The 24,252-nt window shown below is 71.2% G+C and carries 27 protein-coding genes; 17 read left to right on the plus strand and 10 right to left on the minus strand.

Translation table 11 applies throughout. The features are described from left to right. Positions 1–155: 155 nt before the first annotated feature. The 3 genes from BJ983_RS20560 to BJ983_RS20570 all read left to right on the plus strand — a co-directional run bounded on the left by BJ983_RS20560 (position 156) and on the right by BJ983_RS20570 (position 2,637). Entirely contained in the window at positions 156–1,376 is a 1,221-nt protein-coding gene (locus tag BJ983_RS20560; RefSeq protein ID WP_179795516.1) for an alpha-hydroxy-acid oxidizing protein, read from the plus strand. A gap of 17 nt (positions 1,377–1,393) precedes the next feature. Continuing rightward, complete coding sequence (locus BJ983_RS20565) at positions 1,394–1,921, plus strand: P-loop nucleotide/nucleoside kinase family protein (protein ID WP_343054272.1); 528 nt, start codon at positions 1,394–1,396, stop codon at positions 1,919–1,921. A gap of 152 nt (positions 1,922–2,073) precedes the next feature. Further along, positions 2,074–2,637, plus strand: a complete 564-nt coding sequence (locus tag BJ983_RS20570; RefSeq protein WP_179795518.1) for a DUF998 domain-containing protein — start codon at positions 2,074–2,076, stop codon at positions 2,635–2,637. On the opposite strand, the gene BJ983_RS20575 is transcribed toward BJ983_RS20570, so the two are convergent. Further along, positions 2,571–3,068 (minus strand): hypothetical protein, encoded by a 498-nt coding sequence (locus tag BJ983_RS20575; RefSeq protein WP_179795519.1) that lies wholly within the window; start codon positions 3,066–3,068, stop codon positions 2,571–2,573. The two genes, BJ983_RS20570 and BJ983_RS20575, sit on opposite strands and share 67 nt — an antisense overlap. Positions 3,069–3,156: 88 nt before the next feature. On the opposite strand from BJ983_RS20575, the gene BJ983_RS20580 reads away from it, so the two are divergent. Continuing rightward, complete coding sequence (locus BJ983_RS20580; RefSeq protein WP_179795520.1) at positions 3,157–3,987, plus strand: SAM-dependent methyltransferase; 831 nt, start codon at positions 3,157–3,159, stop codon at positions 3,985–3,987. A gap of 57 nt (positions 3,988–4,044) precedes the next feature. Here the strand turns inward: BJ983_RS20580 and BJ983_RS20585 are convergent, their stop codons facing one another. Beyond that, entirely contained in the window at positions 4,045–4,308 is a 264-nt protein-coding gene (locus BJ983_RS20585) for a hypothetical protein (RefSeq protein WP_179795521.1), read from the minus strand. 427 nt (positions 4,309–4,735) lie between these two features. On the opposite strand from BJ983_RS20585, the gene BJ983_RS20590 reads away from it, so the two are divergent. Continuing rightward, positions 4,736–6,250: an amino acid permease gene (locus tag BJ983_RS20590; RefSeq protein ID WP_179795522.1), complete on the plus strand. Its 1,515-nt coding sequence runs from the start codon at positions 4,736–4,738 to the stop codon at positions 6,248–6,250. A gap of 32 nt (positions 6,251–6,282) precedes the next feature. On the opposite strand, the gene BJ983_RS20595 is transcribed toward BJ983_RS20590, so the two are convergent. Beyond that, on the minus strand, positions 6,283–7,446 hold the full coding sequence (locus BJ983_RS20595) for an agmatinase family protein (protein WP_179795523.1): 1,164 nt from the start codon (positions 7,444–7,446) through the stop codon (positions 6,283–6,285). 184 nt (positions 7,447–7,630) lie between these two features. Between BJ983_RS20595 and BJ983_RS20600 the strand changes: the two genes are divergently transcribed. Both BJ983_RS20600 and BJ983_RS20605 read left to right on the plus strand, forming a co-directional pair. Further along, a complete protein-coding gene (locus tag BJ983_RS20600) occupies positions 7,631–7,966 on the plus strand; it encodes a metalloregulator ArsR/SmtB family transcription factor (RefSeq protein ID WP_179795524.1) in 336 nt (111 codons plus the stop codon). 28 nt (positions 7,967–7,994) lie between these two features. Next, complete coding sequence (locus BJ983_RS20605; protein ID WP_179795525.1) at positions 7,995–9,422, plus strand: ABC transporter substrate-binding protein; 1,428 nt, start codon at positions 7,995–7,997, stop codon at positions 9,420–9,422. A 1-nt stretch (position 9,423) separates the two neighbouring features. Here BJ983_RS20605 and BJ983_RS20610 read toward each other — a convergent pair whose 3' ends face one another. After that, the gene (locus BJ983_RS20610) at positions 9,424–10,500 is read right to left on the minus strand and encodes a HoxN/HupN/NixA family nickel/cobalt transporter (RefSeq protein WP_179795526.1); all 1,077 of its coding nucleotides are present in this window, start codon (positions 10,498–10,500) and stop codon (positions 9,424–9,426) included. Between the two features lie 198 nt (positions 10,501–10,698). Between BJ983_RS20610 and BJ983_RS20615 the strand changes: the two genes are divergently transcribed. The 6 genes from BJ983_RS20615 to BJ983_RS20640 all read left to right on the plus strand — a co-directional run bounded on the left by BJ983_RS20615 (position 10,699) and on the right by BJ983_RS20640 (position 14,870). Further along, entirely contained in the window at positions 10,699–12,240 is a 1,542-nt protein-coding gene (locus tag BJ983_RS20615) for an amidase (protein WP_179795527.1), read from the plus strand. 26 nt (positions 12,241–12,266) lie between these two features. Continuing rightward, positions 12,267–12,974, plus strand: coding sequence for a nitrile hydratase subunit beta (nthB, locus tag BJ983_RS20620; RefSeq protein WP_179795528.1), 708 nt, complete (start codon positions 12,267–12,269; stop codon positions 12,972–12,974). Next, positions 12,971–13,591 carry a nitrile hydratase subunit alpha gene (nthA, locus tag BJ983_RS20625; protein WP_179795529.1) on the plus strand — a complete coding sequence of 207 codons (621 nt, stop codon included), beginning with the start codon at positions 12,971–12,973 and terminating at the stop codon, positions 13,589–13,591. The genes nthB and nthA overlap by 4 nt, the downstream gene beginning before the upstream one ends. Further along, positions 13,588–14,007 (plus strand): nitrile hydratase accessory protein, encoded by a 420-nt coding sequence (locus BJ983_RS20630; RefSeq protein WP_179795530.1) that lies wholly within the window; start codon positions 13,588–13,590, stop codon positions 14,005–14,007. Before nthA ends, BJ983_RS20630 begins: the two co-directional genes overlap by 4 nt. 56 nt (positions 14,008–14,063) lie before the next feature. Further along, on the plus strand, positions 14,064–14,378 hold the full coding sequence (locus BJ983_RS20635) for a hypothetical protein (RefSeq protein ID WP_179795531.1): 315 nt from the start codon (positions 14,064–14,066) through the stop codon (positions 14,376–14,378). A gap of 114 nt (positions 14,379–14,492) precedes the next feature. After that, positions 14,493–14,870, plus strand: a complete 378-nt coding sequence (locus BJ983_RS20640) for a DUF4333 domain-containing protein (protein WP_179795532.1) — start codon at positions 14,493–14,495, stop codon at positions 14,868–14,870. A gap of 18 nt (positions 14,871–14,888) precedes the next feature. Here BJ983_RS20640 and BJ983_RS20645 read toward each other — a convergent pair whose 3' ends face one another. Continuing rightward, entirely contained in the window at positions 14,889–15,863 is a 975-nt protein-coding gene (locus tag BJ983_RS20645; RefSeq protein WP_179795533.1) for a nitronate monooxygenase, read from the minus strand. A gap of 119 nt (positions 15,864–15,982) precedes the next feature. Here BJ983_RS20645 and BJ983_RS20650 point away from each other — a divergent pair, with 119 nt between their 5' ends. Both BJ983_RS20650 and BJ983_RS20655 read left to right on the plus strand, forming a co-directional pair. Continuing rightward, a complete protein-coding gene (locus BJ983_RS20650) occupies positions 15,983–17,044 on the plus strand; it encodes an alcohol dehydrogenase catalytic domain-containing protein (protein ID WP_179795534.1) in 1,062 nt (353 codons plus the stop codon). A 132-nt stretch (positions 17,045–17,176) separates the two neighbouring features. Continuing rightward, on the plus strand, positions 17,177–17,374 hold the full coding sequence (locus tag BJ983_RS20655) for a hypothetical protein (RefSeq protein ID WP_179795535.1): 198 nt from the start codon (positions 17,177–17,179) through the stop codon (positions 17,372–17,374). Positions 17,375–17,377: 3 nt separating this feature from the next. Here the strand turns inward: BJ983_RS20655 and BJ983_RS20660 are convergent, their stop codons facing one another. Then, positions 17,378–17,875 carry a GNAT family N-acetyltransferase gene (locus BJ983_RS20660; RefSeq protein WP_343054273.1) on the minus strand — a complete coding sequence of 166 codons (498 nt, stop codon included), beginning with the start codon at positions 17,873–17,875 and terminating at the stop codon, positions 17,378–17,380. A gap of 149 nt (positions 17,876–18,024) precedes the next feature. Here BJ983_RS20660 and BJ983_RS20665 point away from each other — a divergent pair, with 149 nt between their 5' ends. Next, the gene (locus BJ983_RS20665; protein WP_179795536.1) at positions 18,025–18,678 is read left to right on the plus strand and encodes an alpha-ketoglutarate-dependent dioxygenase AlkB; all 654 of its coding nucleotides are present in this window, start codon (positions 18,025–18,027) and stop codon (positions 18,676–18,678) included. A 12-nt stretch (positions 18,679–18,690) separates the two neighbouring features. Here the strand turns inward: BJ983_RS20665 and BJ983_RS20670 are convergent, their stop codons facing one another. Together BJ983_RS20670 and BJ983_RS20675 are read right to left on the minus strand one after the other, a co-directional pair. Beyond that, a complete protein-coding gene (locus tag BJ983_RS20670; RefSeq protein ID WP_343054274.1) occupies positions 18,691–19,581 on the minus strand; it encodes an alpha/beta fold hydrolase in 891 nt (296 codons plus the stop codon). A 310-nt stretch (positions 19,582–19,891) separates the two neighbouring features. After that, positions 19,892–20,215 (minus strand): hypothetical protein, encoded by a 324-nt coding sequence (locus BJ983_RS20675; RefSeq protein ID WP_179795537.1) that lies wholly within the window; start codon positions 20,213–20,215, stop codon positions 19,892–19,894. Between the two features lie 722 nt (positions 20,216–20,937). Between BJ983_RS20675 and BJ983_RS20680 the strand changes: the two genes are divergently transcribed. Next, the gene (locus BJ983_RS20680; protein WP_179795538.1) at positions 20,938–22,083 is read left to right on the plus strand and encodes a rep family protein; all 1,146 of its coding nucleotides are present in this window, start codon (positions 20,938–20,940) and stop codon (positions 22,081–22,083) included. Positions 22,084–22,194: 111 nt separating this feature from the next. Here BJ983_RS20680 and BJ983_RS20685 read toward each other — a convergent pair whose 3' ends face one another. Beyond that, a complete protein-coding gene (locus BJ983_RS20685; RefSeq protein ID WP_179795539.1) occupies positions 22,195–24,126 on the minus strand; it encodes a DUF3732 domain-containing protein in 1,932 nt (643 codons plus the stop codon). After that, positions 24,123–24,212 carry a hypothetical protein gene (locus tag BJ983_RS32730; RefSeq protein ID WP_425484815.1) on the minus strand — a complete coding sequence of 30 codons (90 nt, stop codon included), beginning with the start codon at positions 24,210–24,212 and terminating at the stop codon, positions 24,123–24,125. Before BJ983_RS32730 ends, BJ983_RS20685 begins: the two co-directional genes overlap by 4 nt. Positions 24,213–24,252: the final 40 nt, after the last annotated feature.

Consider the following 24,252-nt stretch of genomic DNA (forward strand, 5'->3'; position numbering starts at 1 on the left):
GTTCTGGCTCGCGATCGTCGGGATCGTCCTGTTCGTGGCGACGGCGATCCTCGGCGGCGTGAAGCGGTCGTCGCTGCGCCGCTGATCGCCGGCGCGCTTGCACCCCCGGCGGGGGCGTGTTGTGGTCGATCGATCCCGCGACGAAGGAGTCCCGCGTGCCCGTTCGACGCCAGCTCCCCCGCTACTCCGACCTGAGGCCGCTGGTGCGCGTCCGGCCGCCGCGCCTGGACCCGGTCCGACGCCGGCTGGAGTCCTCGTTCACCGTCGCCGACCTGCGGGAGGCGGCCCGGAAACGGGCCCCGCGGGCCGTCTTCGACTACGTCGACGGGGCCGCCGAGCAGGAGATCGGGCTCCGGCGGGCCCGCGACGCCTTCTCGCGGGTCGAGTTCTCGCCGCGGGTGCTGCGCGACGTCGGGTCGATCGACACGTCGACGACGATCCTCGGCGAGTCCGCGTCGATGCCGGTGATCCTCGGACCGACCGGCTTCACGCGGATGGCCCACCACGAGGGTGAACGGGCCGTCGTGCGCGCGGCCGAGTCGGCCGGCGTGCCCTACGCGCTCTCCACGATGGGGACGACGTCGATCGAGGAGTTCCGCGACGAGGCCCCCCTGGCCCGCCACTGGTTCCAGCTCTATCTGTGGCGGGACCGGGACGCCTCCGGCGAGCTCGTCGAACGCGCCCGCAAGGCCGGGTTCGACACGCTCGTGCTCACCGTCGACACCCCGGTGCCGGGCGCCCGGCTGCGCGACAACCACAACGGGCTGACGATTCCGCCGTCCCTGACGACGCGGACGCTGCTCGACATGGCGCGGCACCCCGCGTGGTGGGCGAACCTGCTCACCAGCGAGCCGCTCACGTTCGCCTCGCTGAGCTCCTGGAACGGCACGGTCGCCGACCTCGTCACGCACATGTTCGACCCGACCGCCGTGGCCCGTGACGTCACCTGGCTGCGCGAGCAGTGGCCCGGACATCTCGTGGTCAAGGGCATCCAGCACGTCGACGACGCGAAGGCCGTGGTCGACCTCGGGGCCGACGGGATCGTCGTGTCCAACCACGGCGGCCGGCAGCTCGACCGGGCCCCGGTGCCGTTGGAGATCCTCCCCGACGTCGTCGCGGCCGTGGGCGACCGGACGAACGTCTTCCTCGACACCGGGGTGATGAGCGGCGCCGACGTCGTCGCCGCGAAGGCGTTCGGGGCGAAGGCCGTCGTCCTGGGGCGGGCCTACATGTACGGCCTGATGGCCGGCGGCGAGGCCGGGGTGACCCGGATGCTCGACATCGTCCGCGCCGAGATGACGCGGACGCTCGCGCTCATGGGCGTGGAGCGGATGGACGACCTCGACCCGTCGCGGGTGCGTCTGCGACCCGTGTGAACGCCGAGGTCTGGGTCGTGGCCGGCGCGCCCGGCGCGGGGAAGTCGACCGTCGCCGCGCGCCTGGCCGACCGCCTCGACCCGCACCCGGCGCTGCTCGACAAGGACACGCTCTACGGCGGCTTCGTGGGGGCGACGCTCGCCGCGGCCGGTCGGTTCGACGGGGAACGCGAGGGCCCCTGGTACGACGAGCACGTCAAGGTCCACGAGTACGCCGGCATGACGGCGGCGGCGCGCGAGATCCGGGCGCACGGGTGCCCGGTGGTGCTCGTCGCCCCGTTCACGTCGCAGATCCGCGACCCGGACCGATGGTCGGCGTGGCTGGCCGAGCTCGGCGGCGACCCGGTCCGGCTGGTCTGGGTGCGGATCGACCCGGCGACGCTGCGGGAGCGCCTCGTCGCCCGGGGCCGTCCGCACGACGCGGGCAAGCTCGAGGCCTGGGCCGCCTTCATGGAGCGCATGTGCCCGGACGTCCCGCCACCGGTGCCGCACCTCGTCGTCGACACCTCGGGGGACGGCGAGCTCCCGCCGGCTCTAGGCAGATGATCATGCCGAGCGCGACGTCCCGGGGTGTCGCGCTCGACATGATCATCTGACTGGCGTCGGCCGACGCGTCATCCATCCGGCTCGCGGGCCCCTCACGAGCCCGACACGTGACGTCTCGGCGGCGTCGGCGACCGGGCCCTAGCCTGCGGCCCGTGGACACACGGCGGATCGGTGCCCTCCTGCGCGCGGCGCAGCCGCTCTACATCGTCGTCGAGCTGCTGGTCGCGGCTGTCGTCCCCGGGCCGTACTCGCTCGCCCGCGACACGATCTCCCAGCTCGGCGTCGTGGCCGTCTCGCCCGGGCACGCCGTCATGAACGGTGCGTTCGTGCTGTTCGGGACCACCCTGGCGCTCGGCGCGGCGCTGTCCGACCGGCGCCCCCGGTACGCCGGAGTCCTCTGGGTGATCGCCGGGTTCTCCTCGATCGCGACCGGGCTGGCACCGTTGGACTCCGCCCCGGTCGCCCACCTCGTGGTGTCCGCCCCGGTCTTCCTCACCCAACCCGTCGCGCTGCTGCTCACCGGTCTCGCGCTGCGCTCCCGCGTGGCCGCGGGGCTCGGGATCGTCAGCGTCGTCGCGAGCGTGCTCTTCCTGCTCGGGGCGGTCCCGGACCTCGCCGGTGCCCTCGAGCGCCTCGCGCTCTGGCCCGGCTACGTCGTGCTCGGGGTGCTGGGGGTCCGCACGCTCGCGAGGGCGTCGGCGGCCAGCGCCGGATAGGTCGTCCCGACGGCGGGCGTGGTCACGAGGTCCTGCAGGAACTGGGCCTGGGCCTCGACGTTCAGGGCCGCGAACTCCGCGGTGCCCGCGGCCCGCCAGTCGTAGCCGGTGCGCGAGCCCTGCGCCCGGATCGCGTCGAGCACGTAGCGGGCCCCGAGGCGGTGGTACTGCCAGACGTGCACCGCCTCGTGCACGAGCAGGCCGGGTGCGGCGTGCCCCTTGAGGTGGATCGCCGTGCCGAGGGTGACCGGACGGCGGCTCAGCCCGAGCAGGCCGGCCCGGGCGGGCACGACGACGATCCCGTCGAGGTCCAGCCCCTCCCGGAAGACGGCCGCGAGCACGGACCGTTCGTCGCCGGTGAGGCCGCGCCGGGCGCGCCCGCCGACGGCGTCACCCGCGCGGAGCAACAGCCCGCCGACGACATCCCGCACCCGGGCAGTCTGACCGGCGGACACCCGACGTCGGGAAGTTGAAACTGACACACTGATTCGCGACGATGTGGACGTCGGCGGGAGCACCATGAGCATCGAGCGACCGGCCTCTCCGAGGGCCGCAGCGACGATCGACCGGACGCGCGCGAGCATCGCGCGCGTCTACGACTGCGCGCTGGGCGGCAAGGACAACTTCGAGGCCGACCGCGAGGTCGTCGAGAAGCTCAAGGTCGTCGCGCCCGAGGTCGAGCAGTTCACCGTCGACCACCGGCAGTTCCTCATCCGGGTCACCCGCTTCATCGCGGGCCAGGCCGGCATCCGGCAGTTCCTCGACCTCGGCTCCGGCCTGCCGACCGCGGAGAACACCCACCAGGCCGCGCAGCGGATCGCGCCCGACACCCGCGTGGTCTACGTCGACAACGACCCGTCGGTGGTCGCGCACGGTCGCGCTCTGCTCGAGGAGAACGAGCTCACGCGGTTCTCCCCCGCCGACCTGACGCGGCCGGAGGAGGTCCTCGCCGACCCGATCGTTCGCGAGCACCTCGACCTCGACCGACCGCTCGCCCTGCTGATGCTCGGGACGCTGCACCACTACGTCGGCGAGCGCCCCCCGGCCGACATCATGCAGACCTACATCGACGCGCTGCCCTCGGGTTCCTACGTCGCGCTGTCGCACTTCTACGACCCGCAGGACGAGAACTCCGAGCTCGCGCGCCGCATGGAGGACACCTTCGTGCACAGCCCGCTCGGCAGCGGCGTGTTCCGGACGAGGGACGAGATCCTCGCGATGCTCCCGGGTCTCGAGCTCGTCGAGCCCGGCTTCTCGCTGGTCAGCGAGTGGTGGCCGGACGGCCCCCGCCTGCGCGATCTGCTGCCCGCCCAGAAGTGCCTGGCCGGTGCCGTGGGCCGCAAGCCCTAGACACGACGAAGCCCGGGCCGGAGCGCAGCGGCACTCCGACCCGGGCCTCGCACGGCCCTACAGGCCGAGGCCCTCCTCGGCCTTCGTGATGCCGAGCTCGTTCTCGAGGTCGGTCAGGCCGGTGGCCTCGCCGAGCTCGTCGGACACGGCGGCGACGCCGGTCGACTCCTCGACGCCGCTGACCGCCGCGCCGACCTCCTGGATCGCGCCGGACGGGGCCTCCTCGGCGTTCGCGACGCCGCCGCCGAAGCCGACGAGGCCGGCGGCGATCAGCAGTCCGCCGGCGAGGCGGCCGGTCACGGTACGAGAGTTCAGTGCCATGGGGGAGCTCCTTGTGGACGTCGACCGCCGCCCCGACTGTCGGCGACGGGTCTTCGGGGAACGCCGAGCGTGGGGACCGCTCGACCGTCCGAGCACCATGTCAGGTCTGTCCGGGTGGTGTCGGAAATCCTGTTACGACCGTATGACGACGTTGTGCGAAGGGTCTCCGTAACCATCGGGGCCGTGCGTCGGTCCTGCGTCCGAAACACGGGGAAACGCGGACGACAACTCTGCGCAGCGTGCACGACACGATCGGCTCTTCTACTGATTCGTGACCCGCCGACCGAGGCGGGGCGCGCCTAGGGTTCCGCCGGCCGAAGGCCGGGTCCGCGACCGAGAGGCACAGGCGGGCCCGCGTCGCGCGGCCCGTTCCACGGCGGGACAAAAGCCCGGGAGACGTCGTCCGCACCGCCGGAGGTCTCTCCCCGTGTCCCTCGACCAACGCGCCACCACCCAGGGTGGCCACGATTCCGACGCGCTCGGCGCCCTCGGCTACCGCCAGGAACTGCACCGGGGCCTGAGCCCGTTCGCCTCGTTCGCCTCCGGGTTCTCCTTCGTCTCCATCCTGACGACGGTCTTCCAGCTCTTCATCATCGGCTTCGGGTTCGGGGGGCCCGCCTACGTCTGGACGTGGCCGGTCGTCTTCGTCGGCCAGTTCTGCGTGTGCCTGGTCTTCGCCGAGCTCGCGGCGCGCTACCCCGTCGCCGGGGCCATCTACCAGTGGTCACGCCGCATCGCCTCCGACCCGGTCGGCTGGATGGCCGGCTGGCTCATGCAGCTCGGGTACGTCGTGTCGGTCGCGGCGATCGCCATCGCGCTGCAGGCCGTGCTCCCCGAGGTGTGGGACGGCTTCCAGATCGTCGGCGGGGACCCGTCGCCGACGTCGAGCACCGGAGCACTGAACGCGATCGTGCTCGGCACGATCTGCATCGCCGTCTGCGTCGCGGTCCAGCTGCTCGGGGTCACCCGGGTCGCGATCGTGACCCGGATCGGGGTGACGCTCGAGATCGTCGGCATCGTGCTGGTCGTCGTCGCGCTCTTCGCGCACGCCCAGCGGGGCCCGGAGGTCGTGTTCGACACCGCCGGGGTGCAGGGCGACGGGTCCTACCTCTGGCCGTTCCTCGCGTCGATGCTGATGGCGGCGTACGTCATGTACGGGTTCGACTCGGCCGCCGAGCTCTCCGAGGAGACCGACGACCCCCGTCGCGTCACCCCCCGCGCCATCGTGCGGTGCATGGTCATCTCGGGCGTGGGCGGGCTGCTGCTGATCGTCGCCGCCCTGATGGCCGCGCCCGATCTCGCGTCGCCCGACCTCGCCTCGCAGGGCATCGCCTACGTCGTCACCGCGCAGCTCGGGGACGTCTTCGGCCGCATCGTCCTCGGGATCGTCGCCGCCTCCATCCTGTCCGCGGCGCTGGCCATCTCCACGTCCGCGACCCGGGTGATGTGGTCGATGGCGCGGGACGGGCGGCTGCCGTTCTCGAACGCGCTGGCGAAGGTGTCGCCGCGGACCCGCACGCCCGTCCTGCCGAGCATCGTGGTCGGGGTGCTCTCGATCGCCGTGCTGCTGATCAACCTCGGGCAGTCGAGCGTGTTCGCCTCGGTCACGAGCATCTCGGTGGTGATCGTCTACCTGGCGTACCTGTTCGTCACGGTGCCCCGGCTCTACCACCGGCTCCGCCGCACGGGACGGCACGACCCCGAGCCCGGCACCTTCTCCCTCGGCCGCTGGGGGATCCCGGTCAACGTCGTCGCAGTCGTGTTCGGGATCTTCCTGCTGGTGAACGTCGGCTGGCCGCGGGCGGCCGTCTACGACCCGGACGGGTCCGGCGGGTGGTTCCTGCAGTACTCCGCGCTGATCGCCGTCGTCGTGATCCTCGCGCTCGGCCTCGTCGCCTACCGCGTTGTGGCTTCGCCAGGTGAGCAGAAAGGGGGGCTATAGCCCCCCTTTCTGCTCACACGCGCGGAGCGCACCTACGCCTGCGGGCCCCAGGCGTGCCGGTCGCGGGCGGCGGGCTTCTTCCCGAGGTGCCCCTCCCGCACCAGCACGCCCAGGGAGTCCAGCACGATCCGCGAGCTCATCAGCGCGGTCTGCTCGGCCCAGTCGTAGGGCGGCGAGCACTCCACGATCTCCAGCCCGGACAGCCCGGCGGCGGAGATCAGGCGGATGAGGTTGAGGGCCTCGCGCGGCAGCAGGCCCCCGGGCTCGGGCCACCCCGTGCCGGGCACGAACCCGGCGTCCAGGACGTCGATGTCGAACGACAGGTAGACCGCCTTCGCGCCCTTCCACGCGAGCTCGAGGGCGGTCTCCGCGATCTTCTCCACGCCCACCCGCTCGACGTCGCCGATCGTCATGATCGACGTGCCGCGCTCCCGGCCGACCTTCACCCCGGCCCGGGGCGACTGCCACCCGCCGATGCCGATCTGCACCAGGTTGGTGGCCGGCGCGTTGGCGATGTTGGTCGCGTGGAACCAGGGCGTGGTGTGCATCCGCTCGTCGAGGTCGGTCTCCTGCGTGTCGACGTGGCGGTCGAAGTGGATGATGCCGATGTTGCCGTCGACGTGCGGCGCGATCCCGCGGATCGTCGGGTAGCCGATGGAGTGGTCGCCGCCCAGGACCACCGGGAACACCCCGCGCGAGTACACGTGGGAGATCGCCTGGCTGATCTGGTCGAACGACTTCTCCAGGTTGCCCGGGATGGTGAAGACGTCCCCGATGTCGACCATGTTCAGCTGCTCGCGCAGGTCGACACCCAGCTCGTAGCAGTAGGTGCCGAACAGGTTGGTCGACCGACGGATGCCCTGCGGCCCGAAGCGCGTGCCCGGCCGGTAGGTGGTGCCGGCGTCCACCGGCGCCCCGAAGATCGCGACCTCGGCGTCGTCGACCTGGTTGACGTCCTCCAGGTACGGCGCGTTGAGGAAGGTGCCCCGCTCACCCGCGAAGTGCGGCAGCTCGCCGCGGGAGAACGTCGGGATCGTGCGGTCGACGAGGGTCGGCGAGCCGGAGAGGCCGAAGGCCAACCCGCGCTCGATCTCCTCGTCGTGGCGGAACAGCGAGATCGCCGCTTCCGCCTCCTGGGCCCACCGGCCTTCGGACTGCGCGAAGGCATCGCTGTGGGAGTGGCCCTGCTCGGACATCGGTCACCTCACCGTGGCCGTCTTTGCAGGGTCCGGTACGGCCACCCTCGTCGGCGGAGACCGAGGCGGCCTCGGGAGGGAAATTAGCACGGTCGTCCGTCCGTCCGACCCCGTCGCGGACGGCCCGTCGGGGGCCGTGGCGCCCACATGTGGACATGCATCGACACGTGCTAGCTTCGCCCGTGTGGAGCAGAACGAGACGCTCGCCTTCGACGCGCTGTCCGACCGTGTGCGGCGGCGCATCCTCGCCGCGCTGGGCGAGGAGGGCGAGCTGAGCGTCGGTGAGATCGCGGCGCGGATCGACGCCGTCGGCCGCACCACGGTGTCGAGCCACCTGCGCGTGCTGCGGACCTCGGGGCTCGTGCGTGAGCGCCGCGACGGGCGCAACCGCTTCTACTCCCTCGACACCGACGGCGCCGTCCGCGATGCTTTCGTGTTCCTGCAGTCCATCCTCCGCCAGGGCATCACCGACGCCGTCCCCGCCGCCGAGGACCCCCGGGGGGCGCAGGAGACCGGCTGAGCAGACCACGCGTGTCGTGGGGGACCCGATGGACACCACCACCGTCGCCGTCGAGCACACGGTGGCGCTCACCCCGCACGCGCTGTTCGCGCTGTTCGGGGCCGGTCCCGCGGCGGGCTGGCTGTTCGGCGCGCACTGCGACGACGTCCGCGTCGGGGCGCCGGTCAGCCTGCGGCTCCCGGTGGATCCCGACGGCCGCCACGAGGTCGAGGTCCTCGGCCGGCTGGCGCGCGTGGTCCCGGGCGTCCTGCTCGACATCGAGCACTCCCAGCCCTGGCGGGGCCGCCTGAGCCTGCGCCTCGCGCCCGTCGGCGCCGGCCGCACGCGCGTGCGGCTGCGCGCGGACGTCCCGACCGAGGGGCTGGAGTGGCTGCTCCACCGGCGCGGAATCCCGCTGCCGGAACCTCCCGACGACGGGTCGCTGCGGCTCGGGGCGATCACCAACGCGTCCGGGCCCGGCGCGGTGTACTCCCTGTCGGCCGAGCTGATGGCCGAGCTCGCCGTCGCGGAGGTCAACGCCGACGGCGGGATCGCGGGCCGCCCGGGCCGCCTCGTCGTCGCGGACGACGGCACCGACGCCCGGCAGGCCGCGACCGAGGCGGTCCGCATGGCGCGGCTGGGCTGCCGGGCGGTCTTCGTCAACAGCACCTCGGCGAGCTTCGAGGCGGTCCGCCGCGCGCTCGCCGGCCGCGACGTCCTGGTGGTGCACTCGGTGCTGAACGAGGGCGGCGGCACGTCACCGACCGCGGTGCGGTTCGGGGAACGGCCGCGAGCCCAGCTCGAGGCGCTGGTCGGTCCCACGATGGCGACGACGGGCGGCCGGCGCTGGTTCCTCGTCGGCGAGGACTACGTCTGGTCGCACGGGGTGCACGCCGCCGCCCGCCGGGTGGTCGACCGGGCCGGCGGCGAGGTCGTGGGGGAGTCGCTCACCCCGCTGGGCACCGGCGACTTCACGGCGGTGCTGGAGCGGATCCGCACCTCGGGGGCGGACCTCGTGCTGAGCAGCCTCATCGGCGCCGACGAGGTCGCCTTCGAGCGGCAGTCCGCGGACGCCGGGCTGCGGGACACCGTGCGCACCGTCGCGCTGGTCCTCGACGAGTCGACGCTCGCCCACATCGGCCCGGCGGCCGGGCAGGGCCTGCGCACCGCCCTGGCCTACTTCGAGGACGGCCCGATCGCCGGCAACGACGGGTTGCAGCAGCGCTACCGCGCGGCGTACGGCACGTGGGCGCCGGCGATCACGGCCCTGTCCGAGACGGTCTACGAGTCGATCCACCGCTACGCCCGCGTGCGCCACCTCGACCCGTCGGGCAGCGCGGGCGACCACGGCCGCGCCCTGATGCGGCGGCGGGCCGGCGCCGTGGACGTGGTCGGCGCGCGCGACCTCGTGGCGCCCCGGCTCTACGTGGCCGAGGCGACAGCGGGGCGGCTGCGGGTGGTCGGGGAGGCCTTCTGACTCAGGCGGGGGCGTGCCGTTCCTCGAAGCCGCCGAACCGCCAGAGCAGGGCCGCCCCGCCCCACACCAGCACGAAGAAGCCGACGATCAGGTAGCCGAGCAGCTCGAAGTCGTCGGCCAGCCCGGCGTAGCCCGCCAGCGCCGTCACCCCGAGGTCGTCGGCGAGGACGCCCGCCAGGTAGACGCTGGCGATGAACCCCGCCACCGAGACCGTCGCCGCCGTCGTCGCGATGTTGTAGAAGAGCCGCCGCGCCGGGTTCCGGTTGGACCACGAGTAGGCGACCGACATGAGCAGCCCGTCCGCGGTGTCGAAGGCGCTCATCCCCGCGGCGAACAGCAGCGGGAGGGTCAGCGCCGCCAGCAGCGAGGCCCCGCCGCTCACCCCCGCGCTGGACGCCGTCGTCGCCGACAGCGTCAGCAGGGTGACCTCCGAGGCGGTCTCGAGGCCGAGCCCGAACAGGAAGCCCAGCGGGTACATGTGCCAGGAGTGCCGGATCCAGGCCCGCGCGCGGCCGCCGAGGATGCGGTTGACCAGGCCGCGGTTGAGCAGCTGACGTTCGAGCTCCGGCTCGTCGAGCCGGCCGGCGCGCAGGTCGGACCAGAGCTTCACGATGCCGCGCAGCACCATCGCGTTGAGCACCGCGACGAGGCCGAGGAACACCATCGCGACGACCGTCGAGATCGTGCCGCCGATCTCCCGGAACGCGTCCACCTGCGTCGCGGTGGCGGCTCCGGCGGCGAGCGCGATGACCAGCGACAACGCCACGACCACCGAGGAGTGGCCCATGGCGAAGAAGAAGCCGACCCCCACCGGGCGGCGGCCCCGCTGCACCATCAGCCGCGTGGTGTCGTCGATGGCGGCGATGTGATCGGCGTCGAAGGCGTGCCGGATGCCGAGCACGTACGCCAGCACGCCGGCCCCGGCGAACGCACCCGCGCCGAGCGGACCCGCCGTCAGGAAGAGGTAGAGCGACCAGCCCGCGACGTGCAGGAGGGCGATCACGGCGACGATGCCGGAGAGCTTCAGGCGCTGTCCGTGGGACCAGCCGGTGGTGGGCGTGGCGGCGATCGTCGTCACCCGGGGCTCCTTCACGACGACAGGTGGGGGCGGCAGGACCGTAACCGCGTCGTCTGAGCATGTCGATGGCCGTCGGCACATCATCACGCCGTCATCCACTTGTCACATGTGGATACGTCGGTGGTTGTTGACGTTTCCGCGTGATCCTTCCTAGTGTGCGGTGGTTCACACCCGGTCGCGACCTCCTGGAGAACACCCATGCCGCTCCCCCCACCCGACCACGACGCCCTGGCCGCCGTCGCCGCCGGCTACGGCCTCGGACTGTCCGACGCGGCGGTCGACGAGTTCGCCCCGGCCGTGTCCGGCCTGCTCGGCTCGTGGGACGCCGTGGAGGAGCTCTACGCCGCCGAGGCGCCCGCGACTCCGGAACGCGCGTGGACCCGGCCCGACGCCGACGAGAACCCCTACAACGCCTGGTACGTGACCACCTCGATCACGGAGGCCGCCGACGGTCCGCTCGCGGGGCGCACCGTCGCGATCAAGGACAACACCGCGGTCGCGGGCGTCCCGATGACCAACGGCTCGGACACCTTCGACGGCTACGTGCCGAGCGTCGACGCGACGATCGTCCGGCGCCTGCTCGACGCGGGCGCGACGATCGCCGGCAAGGCCGTCTGCGAGGACCTCTGCTTCTCCGGGGCCTCGATCACCGCCAACACCGGCGACGTCGAGAACCCCTGGGACCCGACGCGCAGCGCCGGCGGCTCCTCGGGCGGCAGCGCGGCCCTCGTCGCGGGCGGGGTGGTCGACATGGCCACCGGCGGTGACCAGGGCGGCTCGATCCGGATGCCGGCCGCGAACTGCGGCCTCGTCGGGCACAAGCCGACGTGGGGCCTCGTGCCCTACACCGGGGCGTTCCCCATCGAGGCGAGCATCGACCACCTCGGCCCCATCACCCGCACCGTCACCGACGCCGCACTCATGCTCTCGGTCATCGCCGGGGCCGACGGGTACGACCCCCGCCAGCCCACCGGCGTGGCGGCCGACGACTACCTCTCCGCGCTCGCGCAGGGTGCGACCGGGCTGCGGGTCGGGGTGCTGCGGGAGGGCTTCGGGCTCCCCGAGTCCGAGCCCGAGGTCGACGACGCCGTGCGCGCCGCGGTCACGGGGCTCTCCGACGCCGGGATGACCGTCTCCGAGGTGTCGGTGCCCTGGCACCTGCACGGCCCGAAGATCTGGGACGTCATCGCCACCGAGGGCGCCGCCTCGCAGATGATCGAGAACTCCGGGTACGGCCTGAACTGGAAGGGCCGCTACGACCCGGAGCTCATGGAGCAGTACGGGCGGCTCTGGACCGAGGACGGGACCCGGTTCCCCGACACGGTCAAGCTCGTCCTGCTGGCCGGGAAGTACGGCCTGAACACCACGCACGGCAAGCACTACGGCATGGCCCGCAACCTCGCCCCGAAGCTGGCCGCCGCCTACGACGCCGCGCTCGCCGACGTCGACCTGCTCGTCCTCCCGACGATGGCCATGCGGGCGAGCGTGCGTCCCGACCGCGGCGCCCCCGTCGTGGAGCGACTGGGCCGGGCGCTGGAGATGCTCGCCAACACCGCGCCGTTCGACGTCACCGGCCACCCGGTCTGCACGGTGCCCGCCGGGCTCGTCGACGGCGTGCCGGTCGGCCTGTCGCTCGTCGGACGCCAGTACGAGGACGCCACCGTGCTGCGCGCCGCGCACGCCTACGAGCAGGCGGTCGGTGGCTTCCCGGCCCCCACCTCCGTCGTCGCCCAGGCCTGAGCCGACCCCACCCCCAGGAGGAACGCGTGAACGGACTGCACGATCTCGGCGGGAAGGACGGCCTCGGCGCCGTCGACCCGCCCCCGGAGGAGCCGGTCTGGAAGGCCGAGTGGGAGAAGCACGCCCACGCGATGTTCCCGCTGGCCTTCCGCGCCGGGTTCTTCGGTGTCGACTCCTTCCGCTACGGCATGGAGCAGATCGAGCCGGTGGAGTACCTGACCTCCACCTACTACGAGCACTGGGTCCACTCCGTGACCCACCACGGCGTGCTCAAGGGTCACCTCGACCCGGACGAGATCGAGAAGCGCACGCAGTACTACCTGGAGAACCCGGACGCCCCGCTGCCCGAGGGTCAGGACCCCGACGGCGCGCTGGTCCAGTTCATCGAGGCGGTGATCCCGGCCGGCGCCACCGCGGCCCGTCCCGGCGACAAGGCCCCGAGGTTCGCCGTCGGCGACCGGGTCACCGTGGTCAACGACGCGCCGCGCGGCCACACCCGGAAGGCCTCGTACGTCCGGGGGAAGACCGGGGTGATCATCATGGCCCACGGCGAGATGATCTACCCGGACACCGCGGGCAACGAGCTCGGTGAGGCGCCGGAGCACGTCTACACCGTCCAGTTCACCAACGCCGAGCTCTGGGGCGAGGAGTCGGCCGAGCCGAACGGCACGGTCACCTTCGACGTCTGGGAGCCCTACATCGTCCCCGCGCAGGTTCAGGAGCACGCCGCATGAGCGCCAGCCACTCCACCGCCCCCGTCGCCTCCGACCACCAGGCCGAGGTCGTCGCCCGCGTCAAGGCGATCGAGTCGATCATGATCGAGAAGGGCCTCATGACGACGGAGGCGGTCGACCGCCTCGCCGAGATCTACGAGAACGAGGTCGGCCCGCAGCTCGGCGCCAAGGTCGTCGCCCGGGCCTGGACCGACCCGGAGTTCAAGGCCAAGCTGCTCGAGAACGCCAGCACCGCCTGCGCCGAGATGGGGATCGGCGGGCTGCAGGGCGAGGACATGGTCGCCGTCGAGGACACCGACGACCTGCACCACGTCATCGTCTGCACGCTCTGCTCCTGCTACCCGTGGCCGGTGCTCGGGCTGCCCCCGAACTGGTACAAGCAGCCGGCGTACCGCTCGCGCATGGTCCGCGAGCCCCGCAAGGTGCTGCGCGAGGAGTTCGGCTACGACGTCGCCGACTCCGTCGAGGTGCGCGTGTGGGACTCCAGCTCCGAGCTGCGCTACTGGGTGCTCCCGCAGCGCCCGGAGGGCACCGACGGCTGGTCGGCGGAGCAGCTCGAGGCGCTCGTCACCCGTGACTCCATGATCGGCGTCGGGGCCCCGAAGGCCGCCGCGTGAGCACGCCGATCCGCGAGGAGAGCGAGCTCGGCGAGGCCCGTCGTCGGGTGCAGGACCTGGTGTACGGGCTGCCCGGCGGGGACGGCGACGCGCCGTTCCGCGAGCCGTGGGAGCTGCGGGCGTTCGCCCTCGCGGTCGCCGCGTACCACTCCGGGCAGTACGAGTGGTCGGAGTTCCAGTTCTCCCTGATCGAGTCGATCAAGCAGTGGGAGGCGGACGGCGCCCGCGAGGGTCAGGAGCCCTGGAGCTACTACGAGCACTGGCTGACCGCGCTCGAGACCGTCCTCGCGGGCAGCGGCCTGCTCTCCGAGGCCGACCTGGACGACCGCACCCGCACCGTCCTGGCCACGCCGAAGAGCGCGAACCACCACGAGCCGCACCGCGAGCCCGTGGCGATCGATCCGGCGCGGCGCTGAGCCCGATCGGAGACGGCGGGTGCCCCGAGCACCCGCCGTCGGGCAGGGTGAGACGCATGTACCTCGCCATCGCCGACGACGGCATCACGCTGCACCAGCCGGACCGGGTGAACGAGCTGTACGCCTCGTACAAGCAGCGCCTCACCCCGGCGCGGATCCACGAGGTGCTCGTCGAGCACGCCGGCGGGGAGCTGCTCCCCGACGGCAACCACGTGATGGTGCCGGTGGAGACCCTGCGCCGCCTCGCCGCCGGGCAGGTCGACGAGGGCTGGGACCACGAGTTCTCCGGGATGCTCTCCTACGCCGAGAGCAAGGGGTGGATGAGCTCCGACGGCACCGCGGTGCGGGCGCACCTCGAACGCGAGATGTGAGTGTCGCGGCGGTGACACACACAGTGTGACGACGGCGGCGGACGGGGCGGTTCCTGCGCGGCATCCTTCTCGGCGTCGGCCACAGAGCGTGGCCACCGCCCCGAGGAGCTCTCCATGACCGCGTCCGTCACCCCCGAGCCCACCGCCACCACGAACGGCGTCGTACCCGGGACCGGCACCCCGGCGGCGTCGCCCCCGCGCCGCCGGCTCGGCCCGATCCTGACCGTCCTGGGCAGCCTCGCCGCAGTGGTGGTCGGCGTCATCGCGCTCTTCGGTCTGCTCGGCCCGGGCGTCGTGGACTCCTCCGTGGTCGCGAACGAGATACAGGGCCGGATCACCTCGGGACAGGCGACCTGCCCGGAGGACCTGAAGGCCGAGGTCGGCGCGTCGATCTCCTGTTCGGTGCTCGACGGCGCCGACACCTACTCCGTGCGCGCCACCGTCACGGCGGTCGACGGGGACGACGTGAGCTACCGGATCGAGCAGGTGTGAGCTTCGCTCAGGTGAGCACTAAAGGGGCCTATAGCCCCCTTGAGTGCTCACCTGCGCGAGCACCTCCGCGGTCTCCCGGGCGATCGCGCCGACGAGATCCGCGGCGGGCACCAGGTCGGTGACGAGGTCCAGCGACTCCCCCGCCCACACCACCGAGGCGTCCGGCTCCCCGCGCTGCTCCGCGGCCCGGAACCCGGCGCGCACCTCGGGGTCGGCGCGCAGCGCGTCCTCGTGCCCGCGCCACCGGTCGGAGAACGGGGTGCGCAGCGCGCGGCCGGTCCAGCGGGCCGGCCACCCCGACTCGTGGGCGATGTCGAAGACGCTCGACCGGTCGGTGTCCTCGCTCCCGCCCTCGAGCACCGCCTTCTCGGACGCCGGGCTCGTGAGCGCCTCCGGGGTCGCGAGGAAGCGGGTCCCGAGCAGGGCACCCTCGGCCCCCAGCGCGAACGCCGCCGCCACCCCGCGCCCGTCCCCGATCCCGCCCGCCGCGAGGACCGGCACCTCGCCCGCCAGGTCGGCGACCACCGGCACGAACCCGATCGTCCCCCGCGAACCGCCGTGCCCGCCGGCGTCCGTCCCCTGCGCGATGATCACGTCGGCGCCCGCCCCGAGTGCACCGTGGGCCTCGGCGAGATCGGTGACCATGACGATCAGCCGTGCGCCGGACCGGCGGATCGCCGGCAGGTAGGGGGCCGGGTCACCGAACGCCAGCATGATCGCGGCGGGCCCTCGCTCCAGCACCTGTTCCACGACGCGCACGGGCGCCGCCCAGCACTGGAACCCGGCCCCCCAGGGCCGGTCGGTGGCACCGGCCAGCACCTCGACCTCGCGCTCCACCCACGCCGGGTCCTTGGCGCTCCCCGCACCCAGGAGCCCCAGCCCGCCGCCGTTCGACACCGCGGCGGCCAGCGCCCCACCGGCCGACCCGCCCATCGGGGCCAGCGCGATCGGGTGCTCGATGCCGAACAGCGCCGTGAACCTCGTCGTCAGCACGCGACGAGCCTGCCCGCCGCGGACCGTTGCCGAGTAGTTCCATGCTGGGACCGCCGGTGACCTGGGACACATGCGACCGTCGAGATGCCAGATTTCAGCGACGAGATCGGAGGCCACCCGTGGCCGACACCATGAAGGCGCTCGCCATTCTCGGGCAGGGCAAGGTCGGACTCATCGAGCGGGAGATCCCGACGGCGGGTCCGGGCGAGGCGGTCGTGAAAGCCACCGCCGCGCTCATCTGCACCTCCGACGTGCACACCGTCGCGGGTCTCCTGCCCGTCCCCGACGGGCGGCTGCTCGGGCACGAGAGCGTCGGCGTGGTGCACGAGATCGGAGCGGGCGTGACGTCGGTGCAGGTCGGGGACCGGGTGGCGGTCAACGCGGTGACCCCGGACGGCACGTGCGACAACTGTCAGGCCGGCTACACGTCGCAGTGCCGCGGGGCGCTCGGCGGCTACCGCTTCACCGTCCAGAAGGACGGCAACATGGCGGAGTACTTCCACGTCAACGACGCCGACTACAACCTCGCGCCAATCCCGGAGGGGCTCTCCGACGAGGCCGCGGTCTACGCCTGCGACATGCTCTCCACCGGCATCATCGGCGCCGAGAACGCCAACATCCCGGTGGGCGGGACCGTCGCGATCTTCGCGCAGGGCGCGGTCGGGCTCTCCGCCACGATCGGCGCGAAGCTGCGCGGGGCGGGCCTCGTCATCACCGTCGAGGGCATCGGAAACCGGCAGGAGATGTCGCGCCGCTTCGGCGCGGACGTGGTGATCGACCCGTCGTCGGGAAACGTGGCGGAGCAGATCCTCGAACTCACCGGCGGCGGCGCGAACTCGACCGTGGAAGCCCTCGGGAACCAGGTCACCTTCGAGGCCGCGCTGTACGCCACCGCGCCCGGCGGGACGCTCTCGAACGTCGGCTACCACGGTGAGTCCGGCCCGACGCTCACGATGCCGCTCGACGCCTGGGGCCTCGGCATGGCGGGCAAGAAGATCGTCACCGACCTCTGCCCCGGCGGACGCCTGCGCATGGAGCGCCTCATGCGGCTCATGGCCAACGGCAAGATCGACCCCACGCCGATGACCACCCATCGGATGGGGATCGACCAGGTCGAGGACGCCTTCGACATGATGACCCACAAGCGCGACGGGATCATCAAGCCGCTGATCACCTTCTGACCCCGTCCCGACGCCGGGTCGGTGCGGGCTCGCCGTCCCGGCTCCCGGTCCCGGCTCCCCGTCCCGGTGACGTTCGCCGCCTCCGGCCCGTCGGTGCCGGGCCCGCGCCCGGCACCGACCTAGCGTGCGGACGTGCTCGAGTACCCGCGCCCCGAACCCCGCCCCGCGACCCTGCTCGAGCGGATGACGGGCGCGGGGATCGGGGAGGAGCGGGCCCGCGCCGTCATCGCCGCGGGCGGGGTCCGGGTGGCCGGGCAGGAGGACGCCGTCACCGACCCGGACGCGTCCGTGCCGTGGCCGACGCCGTGGGAGCTGCTGCCGAGCTCGTGAGCCTCACACGCCGAACGCCGGTGGATAGGTGACCGTGCCGGTCGGGGTGGGGCGCGACGGGTCGAGCGCGAGGGCGAGGAAGGCCTCGTCGGGGACGTCGAACGGCGCCCGGACCCCGTGGCCCGACGCCGGGGTGAAGCCGAACCGCGGGTAGTAGTCGGCGTGCCCGAGGACGACGACGAGGTTCTCCCCGTCTTCCCGGGCGGCGTCGAGCGCGGCGCCGATGGTTGCGGCGCCGAGGCCCTGGTGTTGGTTCTCCGGCAGGACGGCGCACGGGGCGAGGGCGAGCGCCGGCCCGCCGTCGACGTGGCAGCGGGTGAGGAGGGCGTGGGCGACGACGTGGTCGTCCTCCAGGGCGACGAACGACAGGTCGACCCAGGCGTCCGCGTCGCCGCGGAGGGCGTCGACGAGGTCGGCCTCATCCGTCGTCGGGAAGGCGGCGGCGTTCACCACGTGGATCGCGGCGCGGTCCTCGGGCCTTTCGCGGCGGGTGGTCCACACGGAGCGCAGTGTGGCGGCGCGTCCCGCGACCGTCGACGCCTTTCCGGTGCGCTGCCCGACAATGGTGCGCCGCTCCCGCTCGGTGCGTGCAGCGCGCCCTCGTCGTCCGGTGTTCACCGGTCGGGGTCCCGACCTGGTGGAGTGGTCACGTGTTCGAGCTGATCCCGCGCGAGCGGCGGACGATCGCACCCGGCGTGGTGCACGTGCCCGACTGGCTCGACCCGGACGCGCAGCGCCGGCTCGTCGCGGCCGCGCAGGAGTGGGCGGCCGAGGGACCCGGCGCCCGCCAGGCGGTACTGCCGGGCGGCGCGCGGATGAGCGTGTCGTCGGTGTGCCTCGGGTGGCACTGGATCCCCTACCGCTACAGCCGCACCCGCGACGACCAGGACGGTTCGCCGGTGCAGCCGTTCCCGTCGTGGTTGGCGGACCTGGGCGCGCGGGCGGTGGCGGACGCCTACGACGTCCCCGAGGTCGACTACCGACCCGACGTCGCGCTGGTGAACTCCTATCGCGGCGACGCCCGCCTCGGGATGCACCAGGACCGCGAGGAGCGGGCGCCCGACCCCGTGGTGTCGTTGAGCCTCGGCGCGGCGTGCGTGTTCCGGATCGGGAGCCCGCACCACCGCCGGGGCCCGTGGCACGACGTCGAGCTCTGCTCCGGGGACCTGGTCGTCTTCGGTGATGAGCACCGGCTGGCGTACCACGGGGTCACGAAGCTCCTCCCCGACCGGGACGTGCCCGACATCGGGGTCGCGCCCGGCGAGCGGATCAACCTGACCCTGCGGGTGTCGGGTCTCGCGTGACGTACCGGGCGGTCACGCCCACCGACCGATGAACTCGACCGCCGCAGCGTTCACGTCCTTCGGGTGCGTGGAGCTGAGGAAGTGCTGCCCGCCCTCGACGACCTGCAGCTCGGCCTCCGGGACGTTGACGAAGAGCCGGATCTCCTCCTCGGCGTTGGCCACGGAGTAGACCTGGTCGGCCGTGCCCTGGAGCCAGCGCACAGGACAGCGGACGTCGTCGAGCCGGGCGTGCAGACCGTCGCGGTCGCGGAGGTTGATCGACGCCGTGCGGAGCCGGTGCCGCCCGTCGTCGCCGGTGTAGTTGCGCTGGTGCTCGGCGTGCCAGAAGGCGCGCTCGTCGTCGCTCGTGTCGGCCCCGAAGCCGGCGCCGAGCACGGCGTCGACGAACTCGGTCGGCACCACCCAGTCGTCGCCGACGGGGGCTGCGAGGTCGTCGATCGCCGGGGTGCAGAACGCGACGCCGTCCCAGCAGCCGAGCTCCCGGCTCCGCTCGCTCTCGTCGTCCATCGACGTGCCGAGCGGGAGGATGCCCTGCACGACGTCGGGCGCGAGCATCGCCATGCGCGCGGCCACCCAGCCGCCCTGCGACGTGCCGAGGACGAACGCCCGCGCGATGCCGAGTGCATCGAGGACCTGCAGGTTCGCGACCGCGCTGTCCCAGTAGGTGAACTGCCGCCACGTCGCCCGGGTGTCGCCGTGGCCGTAGAGCTCGATCGCGAGCAGGTTCGCCGCGTCGTTCACGGCGTCGTCGGCGAACTGGGCCCGGTAGAGCTCGACCGAGGTGCTGAAGGAGTTCACGAGCACGAGCGTCGGCTTGCCCGGGTCGTACGCGCGGGCGAAGGCGTACGCGACGGTGGACCCGCCGAGGTGGGGCACGGAGACGGTCTGGCGCTCGATCGGCACGGGTCCTCCATCGTCGGGGGTGTGGAGAACTCTGCCCGGCCCGGAGGACGACGGAAAGGGGCGACCCACGGCGGACGACCTCGTCGGACCGTTCGTGCAGCGACGGTGGGGTGGGCCCCGTGGGACTCGAACCCACAACCAGCGGATTGTCGTCCCTTGTTGGCGAGCCTCACCGACTGATGACGACGCGGCTCGGCTGACCTGCGACAACACCCCTGGCGCGGCCCGGTGGCTCCGTACTCGTGACGGTGGCTGCCGGGCCGTTTCTCATGGGTACGTCATGGCGCGAACTTGGTCGCCCAGTCGCTGGTCAGAGCACCTCGCGGTAGGCGCTCACGTCGCGACCGAGGGCCTGCTCCTGGCGGTCGAGCACAGCGGCGTACTCGGCGCGGGCCTGCTCGACGGTGGCAGACGTGGTCGCAGCGACCTGCTCCCAGCTGGCCCCATCGCGCCGCGCGGCGTGGACGGCCTGCCACTGCCAGCCAGTGAGCAGCTCGACGAGCTCGCGGCTGTGTCGGAGGGCCTCCAGTGCGCTGACCGCCGACTGGCCTGCCTCGCCACCGAGGGCGCGGGTCATGACGTGGTGGGCGTTCCACTGCTGCCAGGTGTCGAGGAGGGCGGCGAGGTTGGTCATGGGGGCCTCCGGTGGTTCGCCGTGTCGGCGGCGGGCGCTGTGGGTGGGGCCGTCCCCGGCTCCACCGCGCCTGCGGCCCGTTCGGCCGTCGGAGGCTCGCCAGCAAGGGAGGAAGCGAACGATCTTGAGCGGCCCTCGACGTCGTTGAGCTGTCCCGCTGTGGTTGCCGGTCAAGATGGTTCGCGGCCCTTGCTGGTGAGGGACGGCCGTGCAAACTCGGCCGCCGCCGACACGGCAGACCGGCGCAGCCGGTTCCTCGGGGTTCTTGGCCGCGCGGCCCTGAGCCGCCCCGCCTCGCGTCACGGCCAGCCGAGTGCTGTCCCCGCGCCTCGAGCTGGGCTCGTGGTCCTGGTGCTCGCCGTCGTGGCGCTGCCTGGTGCTGTCGCTGCCTGGGTGCCGGGCCCCCGGGCTGGGCGCGCGCCCCGGGTCGAAGACAGGAGGGGTGGCGTGCCCGGCCCGCAGGGGCCGGGCACCCCCGGCGCGTCAGCGCTGGCCCCGTACACGGCTGGCGGCACCCGATGACCCGGCCCGCTCTCGGTAAAGGGGCAACAACTCTTCGACCCGCACCTGCGAAGGGCACACGGCGTCGGCGGGAGTCGTGCCAGCCGCGCACCCCGGAGCAGGTATCGGGCGCGCAGGAGCGTCGCGCGAACCGGTGGGCGCGTCGTGCGCAGGTGCGCCGGATCAGCAGCCTCAAGAGGGTCCGGTACTGCGGGCACGCCATGAACCCGGACTCCGGGGTCACCCTCGGGGTGATCACCAACCCGGACGGGACCCGCACCGCCGCCTACGCCGGGCTCAAGACGTGCGGGTCGGTGTGGTCGTGTCCGGTGTGCGCCGCGAAGATCGCCACCCGCCGGGCCGATGACCTCGCAACCGTCATGCGCGCCGTCGACGAGCTAGGCGGGTCGGCGTTCCTCCTCACCCTGACGATGCGGCACACGAAGGCCGACCGGCTCGGGATGTCCCGCGGCGAGCGCCGCACCGCCGAGCGGCTCACCGAAGAGCACCGCGACCTCAAGCTCGCCCACGCCAACGGCTGGGACAACGTCACCGCCGACCAGGTCCAGGCCGCGAAGGACACGCACGCGGCGTTCCTGGACGAGAAGGCCGGCTGCTGGGACGTCCTCGGCTACGCCTGGTCGGCAGTCACCTCGGGGTCGTCCTGGCAGGCCGACATGCAGCTCTTCGGGGGGCTACTCGGCTGGGCTCGAGCGGTGGAGGTCACCCACGGGGCGAACGGGTGGCACGTCCACGTCCACGTCCTGCTGTGCTTCCGCGAGCAGGTCTCCGCCGACCTCGCCGCCGCCTCGCTCGGGCCACGCATCTTCGGTCGCTGGAACCGGGCCTTACAACGTCGCGGGTTCTCCGCGTCCGAGGAGCACGGGTGGGACCTGCGGCGGGCGCAGCTCGGGGACGGGGACCTGGCCGACTACTTCACCAAGATGGCCCACGAGGTCACCTCGGGGCACCGCAAGGAAGCCCGCCGGCACGGCGGCCGCACGCCGATGCAGCTGCTCGCCGACGCCGTCGAGACCTACGAGGAGACCGCGATGCACCGTTGGTGGGAGTGGGAGACCGCCTCCGACGGTCGCCGCCAACTCACCTGGTCCACCGGCGCCCGTGACCTACGGGCCCTCGCCGGCCTCGGCCGCGAAGCCACCGACGAAGAGATCGCCATCAACGACCAGGAGGCCGAGGAAGTGATCGTACTTCCAGGAGCGACTTGGACCTTCGTGGTATCAATTAAGAAGGAAACCGAGCTCCTCGAAATACTTGAACGTGGCAAGCTAGACGACGTACGCGCGTGGCTAAACGACCGAAAGCTGTTGTCAGCAATACTGCAGCCCTTGACCAACTCTCATTAATCTCGAGTGCCGTTCAGTTGACGATAGAGTAGCCGAAGACCAGACATCCACCCTCCACTCGATATTCCTAGTGTCAATCCAGCAACATCTACGGTGCGCGGGAGCTCTCGCTCACCAGTCTTGAGGAATCAACGCGTTGCCAGGTCCACGCCACCGTTCGACGATGGCATCTTGGTACCAATCGTCCGCGAGATCTGCGTGTTCAAGAAGAATCACCTGGAACCCCTCGCTTGCCGATTCTACAAAATCGAAGATGCGGCGAAAGAAGCGTGCGAGGGCCGCTGAGTCTTCATCCGCAAGCGACACTTCATTCGTTTGAGCTCCCTGCGGGAAGTAGACCTGTGAGGGCTGATCCATGACGAGGAAACGCGGAACTGGCCTGTTCTCCGTCAAGAAGAAGTCGTGGAGCGAGATCAAGACCGCTATATGATATCCGAGCCAGTTTGCAGCGCTACCTATCTGCGCGAGTGTCCGAGGCCCTTGCCTCATATCAACTACGACTGTAAGTCGTCGACGATCGAGGCGAGCTGGAAACTCGCTGTGCTCAAGGTTAAGTTCCTGAGCGACGGAACTCAAAGTCCTCGACACCCGATTTAGCGCACTTTCTAGTCTGACCTCCGTCTCGTCACTTCTTAACGCTTCTTCGAGTAAATCGATCGACTCTTGGAGTTCCCGGATACGCGCTGCAATTGCTACGTCTTCAAGATCTCGACTCACAGATTCCAGATATAGATTGATACGACCTCGCACCGCCGCTCGCTGGAGTGCGCGCGAGGAAAGCTCTTCGATATCTGCCTGCGCCGCAGTTTGTTGTTCAAGCGCTAGCGTGTTCGCTCTCAGTTGACCATTGAGGTCCGAGAGCTCCGACTCATTTGCGGATATGAGCTGCTGGATGCGCGGAACGCTTTGTCCCACCTGCTGGATATCGCGCTGGATCGAGCGCAGAGAGTCCTGCAGGTCGCCGATACCATCTATCGCCTCGTCGAGCGTCGAAGCGCAAACAGGGCACGAAGTAATCTCTGCAACTGGCGTCTCACGCTCAAGGCGTAGTAAGCCCAAGCTCTCTAACCTAGCGCCCTGCTCAGCCGCCTCGGTACCGAAGCTACCGTGAGCAGCGAGCAGTTGACGTAGGTTCTCATTCTGGGAGCGAAGTGACGCAGCCTCCTGCCTTAAGGCTTCGCGTTCGTCTCTGAGTCCGCTGATGGCCTCTGATAGTCCATCTCCAACGGCATCGTCGACGTCACCAACGTCAGCCCTCGCAGCGTCTGCAAGAATCTCGAGGGTTCCGCGCTCGTCTTCTAATTGTCGTGACGGGATAAGACCGGAGCGAGCGGCCTCGGCCAGAAGCGACGCGGCGCGCGGCGAGGCACCTATACTCGCCGACTCGTTGCGCTGACGATCGAGCCCGCGAAGCTCGCGCTGCGCGTCTCTCAGCGCGTTTCTCTTTCGTACGTAATCTGGGTCAGTGGCGCCGAGAAAGTAAGGCATCGTATCCCGGATGGCCTGCGGTATGCGTTCCTCCCCTTGCGAGTGGAAAAGAATATCGCGATTCGCAACTTCACTCTGGCTCTGCATTGTGTAGAACATGGCGTGGCGGATGTTCGCCGTGAAGGACTCCCGTGCCCCGCCAGCTGGGTCGGTCTCGTTATCCCTGATGCCAGCCAGCCGAGAAAGAAACTCCCGCGCTCCAGCCAGCTCATAATTTGGCCGAAGAAGCTGCGGACTTGGCGGGTTGATCCCGTCCGAGAACCCTAGATACATCACCGTGTTGCTACTTCTGCCTTCGTCTGGCGCAGGCCGGGCGGCGATGACAATTCCTTCCGGTGTTTGAAGTTCAAGTGCATAGACGGCAACAGTGTCCCGTATACGTCCCTCCGCGACATTGTAAGAGCGACTACCCGTGCAGAAGTCGATAATATCCAAGATCGCACTCTTGCCGCGTTGCGAAGCACCGGTAATAACGTTAACTCGTCCCAGACGAAAGCGGACAGTTCGTACGGCATTCTCAAAGTTGAACAGGTGCAGAGCCCGAATCTGAATCATGGCTGAACTCCAAAGATGGCCAATACAGTTCCTGATGGACCTGCGACTGAGAACCACCGCCCGAGAAAGAACGCTGCTGTCTGAATTTCCCGAACTTCATTACTTGACCCTCGGACGGCCTGTGTC

The organism is Actinomycetospora corticicola (genome assembly GCF_013409505.1).
In the GTDB taxonomy this organism is placed as follows: domain Bacteria; phylum Actinomycetota; class Actinomycetes; order Mycobacteriales; family Pseudonocardiaceae; genus Actinomycetospora; species Actinomycetospora corticicola.

What these genes read in the sequence shown, in the direction of transcription:
- BJ983_RS20685 (WP_179795539.1), bottom strand. Translation starts at nt 24,126, where the DNA reads ATGATTCAGATTCGGGCTCTGCACCTGTTCAACTTTGAGAATGCCGTA.
- BJ983_RS20585 (WP_179795521.1), bottom strand. Translation starts at nt 4,308, where the DNA reads ATGGCACTGAACTCTCGTACCGTGACCGGCCGCCTCGCCGGCGGACTG.
- nthA (WP_179795529.1), top strand. Translation starts at nt 12,971, where the DNA reads ATGAGCGCCAGCCACTCCACCGCCCCCGTCGCCTCCGACCACCAGGCC.
- BJ983_RS20635 (WP_179795531.1), top strand. Translation starts at nt 14,064, where the DNA reads ATGTACCTCGCCATCGCCGACGACGGCATCACGCTGCACCAGCCGGAC.
- BJ983_RS20615 (WP_179795527.1), top strand. Translation starts at nt 10,699, where the DNA reads ATGCCGCTCCCCCCACCCGACCACGACGCCCTGGCCGCCGTCGCCGCC.
- BJ983_RS20675 (WP_179795537.1), bottom strand. Translation starts at nt 20,215, where the DNA reads ATGACCAACCTCGCCGCCCTCCTCGACACCTGGCAGCAGTGGAACGCC.
- BJ983_RS20595 (WP_179795523.1), bottom strand. Translation starts at nt 7,446, where the DNA reads ATGTCCGAGCAGGGCCACTCCCACAGCGATGCCTTCGCGCAGTCCGAA.
- BJ983_RS20680 (WP_179795538.1), top strand. Translation starts at nt 20,938, where the DNA reads ATGAACCCGGACTCCGGGGTCACCCTCGGGGTGATCACCAACCCGGAC.
- BJ983_RS20605 (WP_179795525.1), top strand. Translation starts at nt 7,995, where the DNA reads ATGGACACCACCACCGTCGCCGTCGAGCACACGGTGGCGCTCACCCCG.
- BJ983_RS20580 (WP_179795520.1), top strand. Translation starts at nt 3,157, where the DNA reads ATGAGCATCGAGCGACCGGCCTCTCCGAGGGCCGCAGCGACGATCGAC.
- BJ983_RS20640 (WP_179795532.1), top strand. Translation starts at nt 14,493, where the DNA reads ATGACCGCGTCCGTCACCCCCGAGCCCACCGCCACCACGAACGGCGTC.